The sequence below is a fragment of the Bacillus sp. FSL L8-0199 genome (assembly GCF_038005705.1).
GTDB classification, from domain to species: domain Bacteria; phylum Bacillota; class Bacilli; order Bacillales; family Bacillaceae_G; genus Bacillus_A; species Bacillus_A cereus.
The window spans coordinates 2,288,513-2,305,059 of sequence record NZ_JBBOTS010000001.1 but is presented as its reverse complement, the minus strand read 5'-3'; the positions used below and the strand labels follow the sequence as shown (position 1 = coordinate 2,305,059).

Here is a 16,547-nt window from a genome sequence, read left to right as displayed (position 1 = left end):
ATATGCGAAACAAAAACCTTTTTCCTGTTATATGACAAAGATTTGAATTTTTTTATAGCATATTGTTTCGTTTTTTGGTAAAGTTAATTTCTACGTGCAATTATTCCATTCATATTATTTCATATTAAAATTGCAGTTATTAAATTATATAAACCCCATTTAAATGAATCGGTATTTCAAATTCAATTAAGCGCCCTTTTCGGACGCATTTTCTTTGTTTATATATTTCCAGAAGAAAGGATGCTTACAAATGAACGTGATTAGCTTAGATGCTGCTCGAAAACGAAAGCAGCATAAAAAATTAATGATTACTATACCGATTATTACACGTATTTATGAAGAAGACGGGGAAATTAAATTTGAGGTAGCTGGCGAAAAAGATGTACCTCTTGAAATGTTAGAAAAATAATAAAAAACGCATTTCTGAAGAAATGCGCTTTTTTATATTTTTACATTTAAATACATAAGTTTTTCAGGGTTAACCATCATATAAATATTTGAAATTTTCTCATCCTCAAATGCAAACGAAAGAACATAAGTTACTTTATTATTTATTGTAACTATAACTCCTGGTATACCATTGACCATTTTGAAATCAACAGTGTACTCTTCTGTCAATCGTTGTGCAATCCCAAAGAACAAACGTATAATTCGATCCGCAGAATAAATCGGGTTAATCGCAGTCGTAACTTTACCACCACCATCAGCTTTGAGTATAGCATCTGTTTTTAATACTTCTAACATACCTTCCGCATCCCCACACTGTAATGATGATACAAACTTTTCAACATAAGAAGCCATTTTCTCCGTGCTTAATTTTGATTGCTTCGGTTTCTCCAACATGCTTTTTCGTGCACGTTGAAAGATCTTCCTGCAGTTCACACTACTCTTATCAACAATTGAAGCTATTTCTTCGTATTCATAACTGAAAACCTCTCTTAATATGAAAACAATCCTTTCTACCTCAGATAATTGTTGTAAAAGTAATAAATATGCGGTGGAAAGGGATTCTTTCATTATAAATGACTTTGATGGCTCATCACTCTCTTCTACAATTGGCTCTGGCAACCACATCCCTACATACACGTTACGTTTATGCGCTGCCGATCGTAATTTATCAATAGAACGATTTGTCGCCATCTTACATAAATATGCTTTCATATTTTCTATAGATTGAGGATCTTCTATATTATTTAGCGAGATAAATACATCCTGAACGATATCCTCAGCATCCATAACACTCCCAAGGATTCTGTATGCTAACGAAAATAATAATAGTTGATACGCTTCATATAACTGCTCCGTTTCCATGATGAACTGCCTCACTTTCATATTGCTTTAAAATGTGTAACGCTGCACGTTTCCCGCTTGCTACCGCAGCATCAGCTAATACTTCATCATGCCCTGCCCAATCTCCTGCAACATAAACACCTGGCATTTCAGGTATATTAGGACCCGCTTTTTCAACACGGTCAATATGAGGAAAATCATGTACTACTGTTATTTTCGGTAAATATTGCTGTGCAACAACTTCTCTTTTCCAATTTGGATGTAACAACTCCATCGTACTTTCCAACTGTTCTTTATCTTCATGAATATGATTCATCTCTAGCATAGGATTATGGTACTTAATTAGACTCACTGCAATTGATCCATCTTCACTTAATTTAGCTGCTCTCGATTGATTTGTGAAAAATATAGGTTGATCTAATCCTAATACAAATTGATGTGTAGGATTGGGTAATTGTCTCAAGCCAATATCTAATGCAGCAACAGTAACCGGTACCGATTGTTCACTCCATCTATGCAAACTTGTTCCTTCTGCACCTTTTATTATTTTACAAGCCTCTTTTGGCGGAGTCGTCACGATGACTGTACCTACTTCAAAAACCTCATCATCAACACAATGTATTCTTTGTTTATCTTCATAATGCTCTATTTCCAAAACATGCTTTTTAGCCAAAAATTTTACCCCGACATCATTCGCTAAATCTCTTAATTTTGTTATTATCGTCTCCCAACCACCATCTACATAAAGCACTCCTGCTTTTATAGAAAGCTGTATTTGCTTTAGTACAGATGATGCTAATTGTATTGTAGGAGCAAACGTATATGTTGTTGTCCGGCATAGCGCATAAAATATATTGCGAACCATTGGATCTTTTATTTCATTTTCTGCCCATGTAGTTAGACTCATTTTCGGAACTTCTCCTACATCTAAATTTCCTAAACGAATCATAAGACGTGAGAATTGTACTTTTGCAGACCACGAAAGTAGTGGTGTTGATAAAATTGAGCGAAAATCTGTTGGGATGGTGAATATATCCCCTTTCCATATTCCATGTGCTTTTGTAGATGGTATTCCACCTGGAAGATTCAAACCGAGCTCATTAAAAGTTATAAACGCTGCTCCGCCTCTATATAAAGCATGTGCACCAAGATTCATGCAGATTCCATTTTTATTTATAGTCATCCCTCGGCCACCGAATTGACTGGATTTTTCTAATACAATCACTTTCTTTCCAGCTTTCGCTAAATATATAGATGCTGTTAATCCAGCAAGCCCACCGCCAATAATTGCTACATCAAATGTATTCATAATAAAATCCCTCCTTATCGTTCTACATACAAGACGAACGATTAAGGAGGGATGTGACATGAAAATAAATTTTTATTACCCTACTTTATTTCATTACTTTTTAATTCGGTCATATTGCATACGAAATAACTCAATTGCAAATGGAATATCCTCTTCACTCTTTATATAATAACTGATCCATCCTGATTCAGGTAATACGTGATGTGGTTTTACCAATCCTTGCTTCACTAATTCATCTCGCTTTAACTTCGGAAATGGTAAATCAGCTAATTTATCACCATGAAGATGGCCAAGTTCTTTCTTACCATAATTTATTTCAATACCACCAAATCGATGCGGTTTTTCAGAAACACCCGCCCAGCTGAGTACTTCATTTCTAATCATTTCACTAAATGACATGAACATTCACTCCTTATAAATGATTGATGTACTTTTAAATTAACATTTTCATTACTTTTTTCCATCAATCCAAAGTATGAATGGGAATACGAATATAGTTTAGTATTAACACCTTATTCTTTATGAAATAAGTGAATTTATTAAGCTGCCGACAACAGCACAAAACAAAGACTAGACTCATATCCTAATTTTGTAACCTAACTTCCCTATAGAAAGGCGGGTAATACAATTGACTGCCAACATCGACTATACCTCTCCCTCAACCAATTTTACTTATGATGTAAATAAAAGTAATTTTTTTCGGAAAGATGCCCAAAATTATATAAATGTACTCGGTATTAAACAATTAAATACTTTAGAAAATACTTCTTTATTAGATATTTATTTAAGTACAGGAAATGTTGTAGAACCACATATTCATCAAAATGCAGCTGAACTTGTTTATTGTATTTCAGGGTCTGCTGTTGTTTCTTTACTTAATCCATTTACGAATCAAATTTTAAACTTACCGATAAAACCGGGGCAAGTTGCCAACATTCCACAAGCGTGGTGGCATTATGAAATTGCTACAGCAGATAATACTCATTTATTAGCTATTTTCAATGCCCCAGCGCCAGAAGTTATTTTCGGTTCTGATATTTTAAGATTAACTCCGGCTCATATGATGGCCCATACTTACTGCCTCAATGAACAACAATGGAAACAAGCGGTTTCCCCTATTCAATCAACTACTGTAATTGGTCCTCCGGCAAACTGCAATCAAAACCGTGAAACGAAAAATTATCCAACCCAGCCCCTCGCTCAACAACATAATCCGCATCACCAAGATTCTTATTACTTTCCTCTTTACTGGGGCTATTAATTTGTAAATTTTCAAAAAAACACAGTTTATCTCCTAGGAAAATACCGAGGAGATTTTTTTATTGTATCTTCTCTTCCTATTAAAAATAGTAACAATTGATAGTGTACATACATATAATATTTATATATTAAATTGGAGGTGATAGTACTATGAGTAATTATAACTATCGAAAAAACTACTCTTATAATAAAAATAGTAGCTCTTCAGCATCCTCTCAATCTTCCAATTCTCAATCTTCCAATTCCCAATCGCAAAGAGACTTAGCCGAGCAAGGCTATGTAAAGAAAAAAGGATGTAACTGCAATAAAAATAAATAGTTTATTTTATGGATGAATTCTTTTTTAAAAGAATTCATCTTTTTTTGCTGATCGGAAATTTTTAAAGTTACATAACTTATGCCTTAAATGAGAAAGGGTAAATTATACTTTTTTATACGAACTTAATAAAGAGTAATTATTCAATTGATTTATTACTTATTTCCTCAAAAAATATAGTCCTTCCTAAATTTATTAGGAAGGACTATATACAAACCCCTGTTTAATTTCCTACTAAACATTGTAACAAATTAAACGATATTAATACCTGCACTTACAAATCCAGCAACTGCAGCTATTGGACTTGCTGCTGTTAATGAAACATATAACAGTATTTTATCCCCAGCTGCTACTGGAATAGCTTCAGGTATGATTCCTGATGCTGTAGAACCAATCGCTATTGCGGCAAATGCTGGTGTTAATAAAAGAGGTGCGCCTTGTACTGTAAACGTATTGCTTGCTGCAGGTGCAGTTAATATTTGTATTTGCACTTGAACAGGTGATAATGGAGCTAATGCAGCTGTTGCACTAAAGAAACCAGCTAATGACGTAATAACCCCTGCGCGTGGTGCTACAAATGCATAATCACCTACACCTAATGCTAATGTGATACTTGTTCCACCAGTTAAAGCTACACCAGGCTGACTAAATCCAAATCCAAGAAGAGTTCCTGTATTAGCTATTAACGCGTTAACTAACGCAGATGGTGTTGTACCTGAAGCAAATGGAATAATAGCTCCGCCACCAGTTGCACCAGTTGCTCCTGTTAAACCTGTTGCTCCTGTTAAACCTGTTGCTCCTGTTGGACCTGTTGCTCCTGTTGGACCTGTCGCTCCTGTTAAGCCTGTTGCTCCTGTTAAACCTGTTGCTCCTGTTAAACCTGTTGCTCCCGTTGGGCCTGTCGCTCCTGTTAAGCCTGTTGCTCCTGTTAAACCTGTTGCTCCTGTTAAACCTGTTGCTCCACCAGTACCTGCTGGACCTGTCGCTCCTGTTGGGCCTGTTGGACCTGTCGCTCCGCCTCCTGGACCTGTTGGACCTGTTGGACCTGTTGCTCCGCCTCCTGGACCTGTTGGACCTGTTGGACCTGTTGCTCCGCCTCCTGGAGTAGCACCAATTAATTGAGTTAATAAGTTTAATAAAAGTTGTAAACTTGCAGGGTCAATAATTAAAGAGAAGAAGAATGGTGCAAGAGCACTGTAGAATTGTTGTAATAAAGAAAGTAATTGACTTAGATTTGGGTTAGGAGATTGTAGTAAATTAATAATACTTTGAATTAATTGTTTTAAGAAATTCCCTTCTGGGGAAGGTGCTAATTCATTTAGTAAGTTCAATAGTTGAGTAAACAAATTGAGTAAAGCTAATCTGTTTGCATCACTTGGATTTGCAAAAAACGCTGCAATAGCCGCTATTAAAGAGTTTAGTAAAGTAATTAATCTACCTAATTGCTCACTAGTAATTGGAACTGTTTGTGGATTGTTACAGCAATCTGGAGTGAAAACAATCGGATTATTGCAGTGGTTATGACCAAAACAATTATTGTTTGTCATTTATGTCCTCCTTACTTGTTTTATATTTGAGTTTTTCCTATTATAAGGATCATAAAGTTGTAAAAAAATATGTTATATATTGACTTAAAATAGGAAACATGAAATATAATTAAACTTACAAACGCTATTTAATTATGTTCATGACTCACATATTAATTATATGTTTTTAATAATTGACTGCTTAGATTAAATACCTAAACTTACGGGTTTATTTTATTTTTCCACGTTTATCTCTTAGGTTTAAATACACATATTAATTTGAATATACTCAACAATTAACAGTGCCATTTTTTTATATAAATATACATTATTTCTTTACTAAGATTGTGTTCTCTTTTTAAACATGAAGCCGTTTGTATTATAGAGACTCTCATACATTATGTCAGAAAATTCATTCTATAATTCACTCCAATAAACTATGAAAAGAAATAAAACCCTCTACCATTCAACTATTTAAGATATCAAAGATTGAATGTTTCATCACTTAAATTTAACTACTTTAATGTAGAACAAAAAAGACAGATTCCTTTTCATTAAGGATCTGTCCTTTTAATTAATAATGATAAATTGTAATATAATTGAAGATCCTTGCGATGGAGGTTGAGTATCCAATAAAGTTAATTTACCAGTACTCACCTCATATAATGGCTGTGGTTGCATTATTCCATTAATAAATAAATTAATATATGAAACTTCACTAGGCGATAATATATTCGTTGTACCATATTGAGGTATCCCATCGGCATCTGTATATATAAGTTTCTCTCCATCTGCAAAAGTATAATATAACAAATTGGTTGTTGTGATAGGACCAATACCCCCAGTAGGGCCTGTTGCTCCGGTCGGCCCCGTTTCTCCGGTTGGGCCTGTTATTCCGGTTGGGCCTGTTTCTCCTGTCGAGCCTGTTTCTCCGGTTGGGCCTGTTATTCCGGTTGGCCCCGTTTCTCCGGTCGGCCCCGTTATTCCAGTCGGGCCTGTTGCTCCGGTCGGTCCCGTTGCTCCGGTTGGGCCTGTTATTCCGGTTGGGCCTGTTGCTCCGGTCGGGCCTGTTGCTCCGGTTGGTCCCGTTATTCCGGGCGATCCCGTTATTCCAGTTGGTCCCGTTGCTCCGGTTAGCCCGGTTACTCCAGTTGGTCCCATTATTCCGGTTGCTCCTGTTGCTCCGGACGGCCCCGTTTCTCCGGTTGGTCCCGTTATTCCGGTTAGCCCGGTTATTCCAATTGGTCCTGTTGCTCCGGTCGGTCCTGTTATTCCGGTTGCTCCTGTTATTCCGGGCGGCCCCGTTATTCCGATTGGTCCCGTTATTCCAATTGGTCCCGTTGCTCCGGTCGGTCCTGTTACTCCAGTCGGTCCTGTTATTCCAGTCGGTCCTGTTATTCCAGTCGGTCCTGTTATTCCAGTCGGTCCTGTTACTCCGGTTGCTCCCGTTATTCCGGTTGCTCCTGTTATTCCGGTCGGTCCCGTTATTCCAGTCGGTCCTGTTACTCCGGTTGCTCCCGTTATTCCGGTTGCTCCTGTTATCCCTGTCGCTCCGGTCGGTCCCGTTATTCCAGTTGGTCCTGTTGCTCCGGTTGGAATATAAATTGGTGGAAGAATCGGAAATGTAGGTCCAATATTTTCTGGTCCTATCATCCCCTTATTCAATGATAATTTGTCATTGCGTTTCAAGTTAATACCTCATTCCACATGTTTTTTAACTCATACATATCATTTAGACCTTATCATTAAAGAATAACTTTATAACTATTCTCTTTTCTTCTCATAATAATTATTACATGTATTACACATTTTACCGTTGCTATAGCCACTATTATTAATATAATAAATTGATCATTCTATTTAAAAAGTAGTAAATCTATAACATTCTTATTTAAAAAGATGAGGTGATTTATATTCAAGATAATAATGAAATTAGAAAAAAGGAACTAATGTCAATGGCTCTTGACATTATTTTCCCTTACAGGCTTACGGGGCCTACCGGGAATACTGGATCTACTGGAAGTACTGGACCTACCGGAAGTACTGGGCCTATCGGAAGTACTGGACCTACCGGGAGTACTGGGCCTACCGGAAGTACTGGACCTACCGGAAGTACTGGACCTACCGGGAGTACTGGTTCAATCGTTACAACAAACTCTATGTTCGCTAATAATACATCAGGTGGTTCTGTTTCAGTCGTATTAGGAGGAACAAACATTCCACTGGCAAATAACCAAAGTCTCGGTAATTTTACAGTTAACGCTTCAAATGACGTATTTACAATTCCTGTAACTGGAAGATATCATTTAACCTATCAAGTTAATACGACAACCGCTCTACTTGCTGGAACTAGACTACTATTAAACGCTTCTACGCCAATTCCTGGCTCTATTTTTTCTCCCGCTTTATCCACTTCAAATTATAGTAATAACTTAATTACTAATTTAAATGCTGGTAATACAATCTCACTACAATTATTTGGTATATTATCCGTCGTGAATTTAGTTGGAGGCGGATCAACAGGTGCCTCTCTTACAATTATACGAATTGATTAAAAAAATGATTCATTGTTTTTATAATAAACAATCTAAATACTCAATTGATAAATATTACGATAGTGATTAAGTAATAAAAATAAATTTTACTATATCCATAGTAGAAAACATCTATACTAAATTTTCCGTATATATATTATCAATTTACACTCACCCATGTCGATGTTACATTAAAGATGAAGATTGTTTCTTCTTTACAGACCATCTCAATATGTATTTGAGGAACATCTCCAATCCTATACGCGAGAGCAATACTATATTGACACTCAATTGAGTGTCTTTTTTTATATTCAAAAAATAAAAATCAGACTACTTTATATACTAATCCATCCACATACCCTATGTGGTTTAAAACTTTTAAGAGGAAACCTTCTAACAATAGGTTTCCTTCCATATCATATTAAATAAGAAGCAGGTTAAATACGGAGGTGATTTTGATTAAGACTACTTTAATTTCTCATTTTTACAATGAAGAATATTTACTTCCATGGTGGTTAATGCACCATACAAAGCTATTTGATCATGGCATTCTTATTAATCGTGGATCCACTGATCGTTCAGTTGAAATCTGTAAAACATTCGCTCCTAATTGGGAAATACGAAACTCAAAATCACTCGAATTTGATGCTTATTTAGTTGATCAAGAAGTTATGGAAATTGAAAGAGAAATTACAGGATGGAAAATGGTATTGAATACGACAGAATTCCTGTGCTGTTATAATAAAGAACAATTTTTTAAATCACTTAGCACTATGGGCGGCAATATGTTTTCAATAAGAATGATTATGATGATTGATGAACCGACTTATGGCTACACTAATCCAAGATATAGTTCTCCGCTTGTTAAACAACGTTATCACGGCATAATAATTCAACCTAATCCAAATCAACTATATCTTAACGGTAGATTAATTCACAATAATTCGCACGGGAACTATAGAGTCGGGAGACATGGTTCGCATTATCCTTATAGCATTTACATGGAACCTGCTTTTATTTTTAAATTTTTTTACAGTCCATGGAACGATCCAATGAAAAAACGAAAATTACAAATTGGGCCGACTCTTTCTCAACATAGTGTACGACGTGGATTAGGTTCTCATCACTTAACAACAATTGAAAAATTAGAAAAAAAATACAAATACTATGCAACCTTAACTACGGATCTCCGGTTATTCCCAGAATACCAAATTATATTTCCTGATCTTTGTCCTTAATGTCATGAATATTTAGTTTCGACATCTATCCGTTTTTTATTATCATACCAACTCCAACTAAATACTTTTCTCTAGTAGAAATCTGAGCTAGAACTCTTGCTGCACGCAAATTCCTCTTATTTAATCTCGTATCACTAGCCTATAATCTTTCATACCATTTCATTCAGCACTTGATGTTGGATCAGAAATAAAAAATGGTAATTCATTTGGAAAATTTTCAAATTCAGATTATATACCTTCTAAAACAAAGAATTCAAACAATAGAACCTAAACTAATGTTTTAAGTTATGGCTTTATTTTTTTTTATTATTCACTTTAAAATCTTTTTATAATAATATTGAAAAATACGGTATAATATAAATTACTGTTCTTTAGGAGGATTACAATGGCTGATAAGTATAAATTTTTCATTCTCATTGTTACCGCATTTTTTTCATTCTTTTCTTTAATAAAAGATTTTCGCAACACTTCAAAAAGTTTCTTTTGGGGTAGTTTTATCATTCTTACAAGCTTCATGATACTATTAATACATGCTCTAGATTTAACTCAAATACTTTTTTATCCAAAGCAAATTGCGCTTGAATTTATTACAATACCACGGAAATTATTTTTACCATCTGTCACTGAGGCCGCCAGTCTCCCTCCAACACTAAGATAATAATTTGATTAAGAGCTCTTTCTAAAAGAGCTCTCTTTTTTTACATAAACATACCATATACAAAATCCAACCTTAACCACTTAATTACTTATAAGAACCTAACTTATAAAACGCATAATAATTATACTTATTTACTAGTATACAAGCCGTATCTCTTAGTAGAAGCACAGCATATTATACGATACAGGACAAAACTTTCAAAACACTTGTCCGAGTTAATTTTCAAAAAGGGGTGAACATAAATGCCTATCGTTAAACCTTTTATAGCTGGAAGACGATTTGTAAGCACAGCAGCAACAGGAACTGCTGCTGGAGCAGATTTAACTTTTGCTAACACAGACTTCACTGATGACACTGGTGCTGTAACAACATTCCCTGCTTCTTATGCCTTTTTAACCCTTTATATTAATGGTGTTATTCAAACAGGTGATACTATTACTGGTGTGACTACTACAGCTGCTACTATTGTAGGAGGAGCAGTCCTAGATGGAGGCACTCCTATCGCAATTGAATTTACTATAACGTAACTTTAGTTGTCTTTTTAGAGGTTTCATTAAAAGAAACCTCTAATTTTAAAAATTTACATCAATTTTAGTAGCAACTACATAATACAAGTGCATATACTAAATAGAATAATAGAAATTTATACTCACTCTCAAAAAGAGCACTTATCTATAGTGATCTTTTATATAGCACAATATTTTTTCGCCTATTTGCTCTTGGAGAACCTACTAAGCAGTTAGCTAAATTAGCTAACTGCTTTTTCGATATTGTATTTATTATTCATAGCTTTATCCATAATAGTAACGCTTGTGCACTATCTACTATAAATTTTCATATATTGTATTATGCTTGTCCAAAACGTGAAGTTAATACTCACGAAATCTAAATACAAGAAAGGAGTGAAAATATGCGCTCATCCATTCGTAAATTCACTAATTTTAATTGTGAAGCACAAGCACCTAGTACACTACCTGCCCTAGGTTTTGCCTTCAATGCTACTTCACCTCAATTTGCAACATTATTTACACCACTACTATTACCTAGTACAGGCCCAAATCCTAACATTACTGTCCCTGTAATCAATGATACAATTAGTACTGGAACTGGTATTAAAATTCAAGTAGCTGGTATTTATCAAATTAGCTATACATTAACGATTAGTCTTGATAACGTTCCAGTAGCCCCAGAAGCAGCACGCTTTTTCTTGACATTAAATTCATCGACTAATGTTATTGCAGGATCCGGAACCGCAGTCCGTTCTAATATTATTGGAACTGGTGAAGTCGATGTATCAAGTGGCGTCATTCTAATTAACTTAAACCCAGGTGATTTAATTCAAATTGTCCCCGTTGAAGTAATAGGTACAGTAGATATTCGTTCTGCAGCGTTAACAGTTGCACAAATTCGTTAATAAAGTGAAACTTTAATCATTGGGTTTTAGTTCATCCCCCCATGATTATTAGCCCTCACCAATTGGGTTGCCCGTTAATGCGGGATAAAAACAAAAGACTTGGCTAACTAACATTTAATGTTCCTTATACACACTAAAAAATATTTTTATAGATTTGACACACATTTATATCAAACAAGCATATTTTATTGTATGTTGACTATATAGTCATACAAATCTAAAGCGTTCATAAAAGCACACTTATATGTGTGCTTTATTTTTAATTAAAACCTACAACATTCTCAAACAATATCCATATATTATCTTGATTCCTCTCTAAATATATAGTTTGTCTCAGAGCGCTTTTAACAGCCCTCTTTTTATTTAATTTTAAAGTTCGATTTTATGCTTTACGTTATACACATGCTATACTACTTTTGAAACAAGATATACATCTAAAGACTGCAAGTGAACACTTCTGTCATAAAGATATGTTCATAATATTAAATCGCTATTCACATGTTTTACCTGGAATGCAGGCGGATGCTGTTAAACTATGTATTGAAAGACCATTAGAATAATATTTACAAATATAAAAAAATGCGGTTTCTCCTCTCAAGAGAAACCGCAACATATCAATGCTTTTACTATATTTTAAACTGGCTCGTATACAAATCAAAGTAGAATCCTTTATCTTCCATGAGAGATTCATGATTCCCTCTTTCTAAAATTCTTCCATCCTTTATAACAAGGATTTGATCTGCTTTTTCAATTGTTTTAAGTCGATGAGCAATCACAAAACTTGTGCGACCTCTCATTAAATTATTTAGTCCTGCTTGTATTTGTAATTCTGTTCTTGTGTCAATATTAGATGTCGCTTCATCTAGAATTAATATATCTGCATCTGCTAAAATTGCTCGTGCAATCGCAAGAAGTTGTTTTTGCCCTTGACTTAAATTCGATCCTTCTGAAGCAATTTCTGTTTCATATTGATTTGGCAAATGCTTAATAAAAGAATGTGCAGATGCTGCCTTAGCTGCAGTGATAACTTCTTCATCAGTAGCATCTAAGCGTCCATAACGGATATTATCCATAATCGAACCAGCAAATAAATACGTATCCTGTAAAACTACTCCTATTTTACTTCGTAAAGAATTAATATCATAATCTTTTATATCTTTTTCATCAATATGAATTTGTCCTTGCTGTATATCGTAAAAGCGAGTTAACAAATTAATGATTGTTGTTTTCCCTGATCCAGTCGGACCAACTAAAGCAATTGTCTCTCCTGGCTGCGCTTTAAGACTCACTTCTTTTAAAATCGTTTTATTCTCTGCATAGCCAAATGAAACATTCTCAAGTGCAACATGCCCTTGTAAATTTTGTACAACAAATGCGTCTTTTTTATTTTGAATTTCTGGTACCTCATCCATAATCTCAAAAACACGTTCTCCACCAGCAACTGCCGCTTGAATTGTATTCATTAAAGTCGCAAATTGACTTAACGGTCTTGAGAATTGACGAGAATAATTAATAAAAGCCGCAATAACACCTACTGTTGTCATTCCGTTTAAGACCATAACTGATCCAGTCCCAATGACAAGCCCCATACCTAAGTTATTAATAAAGTTCATACTTGGAAAAATAAAAGCTGAAAATGTATCAGCCTTCGTAGCTGAAACTCTTAGCTGTTCATTAATTTTATTGAAATTTTGTACAGTTTCTTTTTCTTTTCCGTACAACGTCGTAACATCCGCACCTGTAATTGCTTCCTCAATAAATCCATTTAATTCACCTAAATCTTTTTGACGCTTCGCAAAGTTTTTACCACTATATGCAACTAGTTTTTTTGTAACGTAAAACATAATAGGTACTGTAATTAAAGTTACAATTGCTAAAATCCAATTTAAGGCGAACATCGCAATCGTTACACCTATAAAAGTTAGCGCTGATGAAATAATTTGTACAACACTTTGTGTCAAAGCTTGGTTCAAATTATCTATATCATTTGTCACACGGCTCATTAAATCACCTTGAGAACGCACATCAAAGAACCGTAAAGAAAGCGTTTGGATTTTCTCAAAAATATCTTGTCGTATTTTTTGAATTGTTTTTAATGCAACGTTAATCATGACAAATGTTTGTAACCATGTTAAAAGTACAGTTACACCGTAAATCGCGATAAGTAACATACACATTCTTGCTGTACCACTTAAATCTTTCGGTACAATATATTGATCTATAATGACTCCCATAAAATAGGGACCTAATAATCCAAGTAAAGTAGTAACAACGACTAGAAATATAACAAACATTAGAGCAGCTTTTTGATAGCCCATATAGTTCCATATCCGCATTACAGTTCCTTGGGCATTTTTAGCTTTTCCCATCTTTGGTGTGTTTCGTCCACCTTTATTAGCAAATTGCCCTTGAAAATTACGCATGTTCTTCCCCACCTTCTTTATGCAAATTACCACCTTGGGAAAGATAAATTTCCTGATAAACCTCACTTCGTTCTAACAATTGTTCATGTGTACCATTGCCAACTAATTCACCATTATCTAATACAAGTATTTTATCCGCATCCATTATGGAAGAAATTTTGGACGCGATTAATAAAGTCGTTGTGCCTTTATATTTTGTTTTTAAAGCTGTTTGAATAGTAGCCTCTGATTTTGCATCAACTGCTGATGTAGAATCATCTAATATGAGAATCGGTGGTTTTCTCACAAGTGCCCTTGCAATTGATACACGTTGTTTTTGTCCACCTGATAGATTTGTCGCACCTTGTGTTAAATTATATTGATAAGATTCTTCCAGCTTATTAATAAACTCAGTCGCACAAGCTGATGCAGCTGCTACTTCCAGCTCATCATGTGTTGCATTTTCTTTACCATAACGTAAATTCTCTTCTATACTACCTGAGAACAACAAGGCCTTCTGAGGTACAAACCCTATTGAAGCACGGAGTTTTTGCAAATCATATGTTTTAACATCTATTCCATCTATACATATTTCACCTTGATCCACATCATATAGACGTGGTAACAGTTTCGCTAAGCTAGATTTACCACTTCCAGTTGATCCAATAATCCCTACTTTTTCACCTTTTTGTATGCTAAACGAAATATCTTTTAAAACGTATTCATTATTTTTCGTATAGCTATAACTAACATTTTTAAATTCGATATTCCCCTCGATTTTCTCAGGTTCGATTGCATTCGCTTCGCTTATAATATCAATCTCGGTATTTAACACTTGCTGTACACGATCCGCAGATGGAAAAGCTCGCGCAATTTGAATAAATACCATGCTAATCGACATAAGTGACATTAAAATGATATTCAAGTAATTAATAAATGCCAAAATCGCTCCTACTTGAAGCGTTCCATTGAATACTTTTTCTCCACCAATCCATAATGTTGCGACAATCCCGCCACTTACAACTAGCATAATGATTGGCATCATTAAAGAAATAAGTTGCACAGCTCGAATATTTATCTTCGTTAAATTTGTATTTACACTTCCAAATTGAGCGATTTCATATTTTTGTCTTACATACGCTTTTATAACACGTACACCAGATAAATTTTCTTGTAACTTTGTATTCACTTTGTCCAATGCCTCTTGCACCTTTTTAAATGTACCACTTGCTTTGCTTGCAATTAAAATAATCGCAAGTAATAAAATCGGAACAACTACAAGTAATATCGGAAATAACTCTCTTGCTGTTACAAAAACAATAATTATACTTCCCATAAATAACAGCGGACCACGAACGAGAACACGTAATGTCATTGTCATTGCTGATTGAATGGAAGTGATATCATTCGTCACGATCGTTAATAATTTACCTGTTCCAAATGAATCACGATTATTACTAGAAAATGTTTCTATTTTCGCAAACACATCTTTTCGTATGTCAGTAGCGAAATTAACAGCTGCTTTTGTAGAATATATCATACACCCAAGCCCTCCAACTAAACCGAGTGCTGCTGCTCCTATCATAAGAAGCCCCATTTTTATTACATAATTTAAATCCCGATTTGCAATCCCAACATCAATGATATGTTGCATAATAGTCGGTTGAATTAAGTCCATCGCAACCTCAAGTACCATAAATAGCGGTCCAATAATAGCGAAGAACATGTATGGTTTTAAATACTGTAATAACTTACGAAATGATTTCATACATAATCTCCTTTTCCCATGAAATTACCACCGAATAATTCATATCCCTCCTTATTTAAGTGATATTTTTTGTAATTTCTTCATTACTTTTATTATATTATGCAAATTAATATTTAACATTATTAAATGATAAGTATTAATGACTTTCTGGTCAATAAATGTGCTTTATATTATGTAAATACAAAAACCGCATTCTTAATGAAAAGAATACGGTTTTTTCATCTATATTTCTTCAATTGTAAAATTTAAAAACTCAGTCTCAAATCCCTTATTTTTAGAAGGACTACACGTGTAAAAACCTATTTTAATAGGCTCATTCCCTATATCCTCCATTAAATGAGCGATTCTTATTTGTTCCCATTGATGGTTCTTTTTCACATATATTGTATAATCACCGCGTTTTCGAATAATTCGAAAACGCAGTTGTTGCTTAGCTGCTTCAGTTGGATAATCTTGCGTTGACCAGTCAGAATATCCATTATTCGTTACGACAGCACCTAAGTGAGATGGCCCTTCAGGGATATATTCTAAAGATGTTTTTAGCCAACAGTTCTCCGAAATCATAACAAAAAGACCTGATTGATCGAATTTTGAATTTGGATTCATACGTAACTGAACTTCAGCTTGAAAGTCTGTCATCATCTCATTATAAAATACATGACCATTCATGACTTCAAAACCATAATGTGTTTTAAGCCAAAAATCGGTTTCTGCTTTCGAACGGACAATAAACGCATGATTATCATTAATTTTATAGTATTCAGGTACATTCATTATAGTGAGTTGCTCAATACGTTCTGGTATATACGATATATTCATAGCTCCTCCATAAT

Annotated in this window: 15 protein-coding genes; 7 read left to right on the top strand and 8 right to left on the bottom strand. The window is 34.6% G+C overall.

Annotated features, from left to right (window positions below; translation table 11 throughout):
* Positions 1 to 250 precede the first annotated feature (250 nt).
* Positions 251 to 409, top strand: a complete 159-nt coding sequence (locus NST86_RS12000; protein ID WP_001100984.1) for a hypothetical protein — start codon at positions 251 to 253, stop codon at positions 407 to 409.
* A 32-nt stretch (positions 410 to 441) separates the two neighbouring features.
* Here NST86_RS12000 and NST86_RS11995 read toward each other — a convergent pair whose 3' ends face one another.
* From NST86_RS11995 to NST86_RS11985, 3 genes are all read right to left on the bottom strand, one after another.
* A complete protein-coding gene (locus tag NST86_RS11995; protein WP_340933780.1) occupies positions 442 to 1,311 on the bottom strand; it encodes a sigma-70 family RNA polymerase sigma factor in 870 nt (289 codons plus the stop codon).
* Positions 1,289 to 2,599 carry a phytoene desaturase family protein gene (locus NST86_RS11990; protein WP_086423401.1) on the bottom strand — a complete coding sequence of 437 codons (1,311 nt, stop codon included), beginning with the start codon at positions 2,597 to 2,599 and terminating at the stop codon, positions 1,289 to 1,291. The genes NST86_RS11995 and NST86_RS11990 overlap by 23 nt, the downstream gene beginning before the upstream one ends.
* A 93-nt stretch (positions 2,600 to 2,692) precedes the next feature.
* Positions 2,693 to 2,998 (bottom strand): luciferase domain-containing protein, encoded by a 306-nt coding sequence (locus tag NST86_RS11985; RefSeq protein ID WP_000010317.1) that lies wholly within the window; start codon positions 2,996 to 2,998, stop codon positions 2,693 to 2,695.
* Between the two features lie 229 nt (positions 2,999 to 3,227).
* Between NST86_RS11985 and NST86_RS11980 the strand changes: the two genes are divergently transcribed.
* Positions 3,228 to 3,860: a cupin domain-containing protein gene (locus NST86_RS11980; protein WP_000126321.1), complete on the top strand. Its 633-nt coding sequence runs from the start codon at positions 3,228 to 3,230 to the stop codon at positions 3,858 to 3,860.
* Between the two features lie 565 nt (positions 3,861 to 4,425).
* Here the strand turns inward: NST86_RS11980 and NST86_RS11975 are convergent.
* Entirely contained in the window at positions 4,426 to 5,721 is a 1,296-nt protein-coding gene (locus tag NST86_RS11975) for an exosporium glycoprotein BclB-related protein (RefSeq protein WP_016117910.1), read from the bottom strand.
* Between the two features lie 549 nt (positions 5,722 to 6,270).
* The gene (locus NST86_RS11970; protein ID WP_086423399.1) at positions 6,271 to 7,389 is read right to left on the bottom strand and encodes a DUF4183 domain-containing protein; all 1,119 of its coding nucleotides are present in this window, start codon (positions 7,387 to 7,389) and stop codon (positions 6,271 to 6,273) included.
* 215 nt (positions 7,390 to 7,604) lie between these two features.
* Between NST86_RS11970 and NST86_RS11965 the strand changes: the two genes are divergently transcribed.
* The 5 genes from NST86_RS11965 to exsF all read left to right on the top strand — a co-directional run bounded on the left by NST86_RS11965 (position 7,605) and on the right by exsF (position 11,544).
* Positions 7,605 to 8,255 (top strand): BclA C-terminal domain-containing protein, encoded by a 651-nt coding sequence (locus NST86_RS11965; RefSeq protein ID WP_033693987.1) that lies wholly within the window; start codon positions 7,605 to 7,607, stop codon positions 8,253 to 8,255.
* 434 nt (positions 8,256 to 8,689) lie between these two features.
* Positions 8,690 to 9,472, top strand: a complete 783-nt coding sequence (locus tag NST86_RS11960; RefSeq protein WP_000598287.1) for a glycosyltransferase family 2 protein — start codon at positions 8,690 to 8,692, stop codon at positions 9,470 to 9,472.
* A 385-nt stretch (positions 9,473 to 9,857) separates the two neighbouring features.
* Positions 9,858 to 10,130 carry a hypothetical protein gene (locus NST86_RS11955; protein ID WP_000774116.1) on the top strand — a complete coding sequence of 91 codons (273 nt, stop codon included), beginning with the start codon at positions 9,858 to 9,860 and terminating at the stop codon, positions 10,128 to 10,130.
* A gap of 242 nt (positions 10,131 to 10,372) precedes the next feature.
* Complete coding sequence (locus tag NST86_RS11950) at positions 10,373 to 10,657, top strand: DUF4183 domain-containing protein (protein WP_001123247.1); 285 nt, start codon at positions 10,373 to 10,375, stop codon at positions 10,655 to 10,657.
* 383 nt (positions 10,658 to 11,040) lie between these two features.
* Entirely contained in the window at positions 11,041 to 11,544 is a 504-nt protein-coding gene (exsF, locus tag NST86_RS11945) for an exosporium protein ExsF (protein WP_001257881.1), read from the top strand.
* Between the two features lie 626 nt (positions 11,545 to 12,170).
* Here the strand turns inward: exsF and NST86_RS11940 are convergent.
* From NST86_RS11940 to NST86_RS11930, 3 genes are all read right to left on the bottom strand, one after another.
* Complete coding sequence (locus tag NST86_RS11940; RefSeq protein WP_016117906.1) at positions 12,171 to 13,967, bottom strand: ABC transporter ATP-binding protein; 1,797 nt, start codon at positions 13,965 to 13,967, stop codon at positions 12,171 to 12,173.
* Complete coding sequence (locus tag NST86_RS11935; RefSeq protein ID WP_016117905.1) at positions 13,960 to 15,714, bottom strand: ABC transporter ATP-binding protein; 1,755 nt, start codon at positions 15,712 to 15,714, stop codon at positions 13,960 to 13,962. The genes NST86_RS11940 and NST86_RS11935 overlap by 8 nt, the downstream gene beginning before the upstream one ends.
* A gap of 222 nt (positions 15,715 to 15,936) precedes the next feature.
* Positions 15,937 to 16,533: a DUF1349 domain-containing protein gene (locus tag NST86_RS11930; protein ID WP_016117904.1), complete on the bottom strand. Its 597-nt coding sequence runs from the start codon at positions 16,531 to 16,533 to the stop codon at positions 15,937 to 15,939.
* Positions 16,534 to 16,547: the final 14 nt, after the last annotated feature.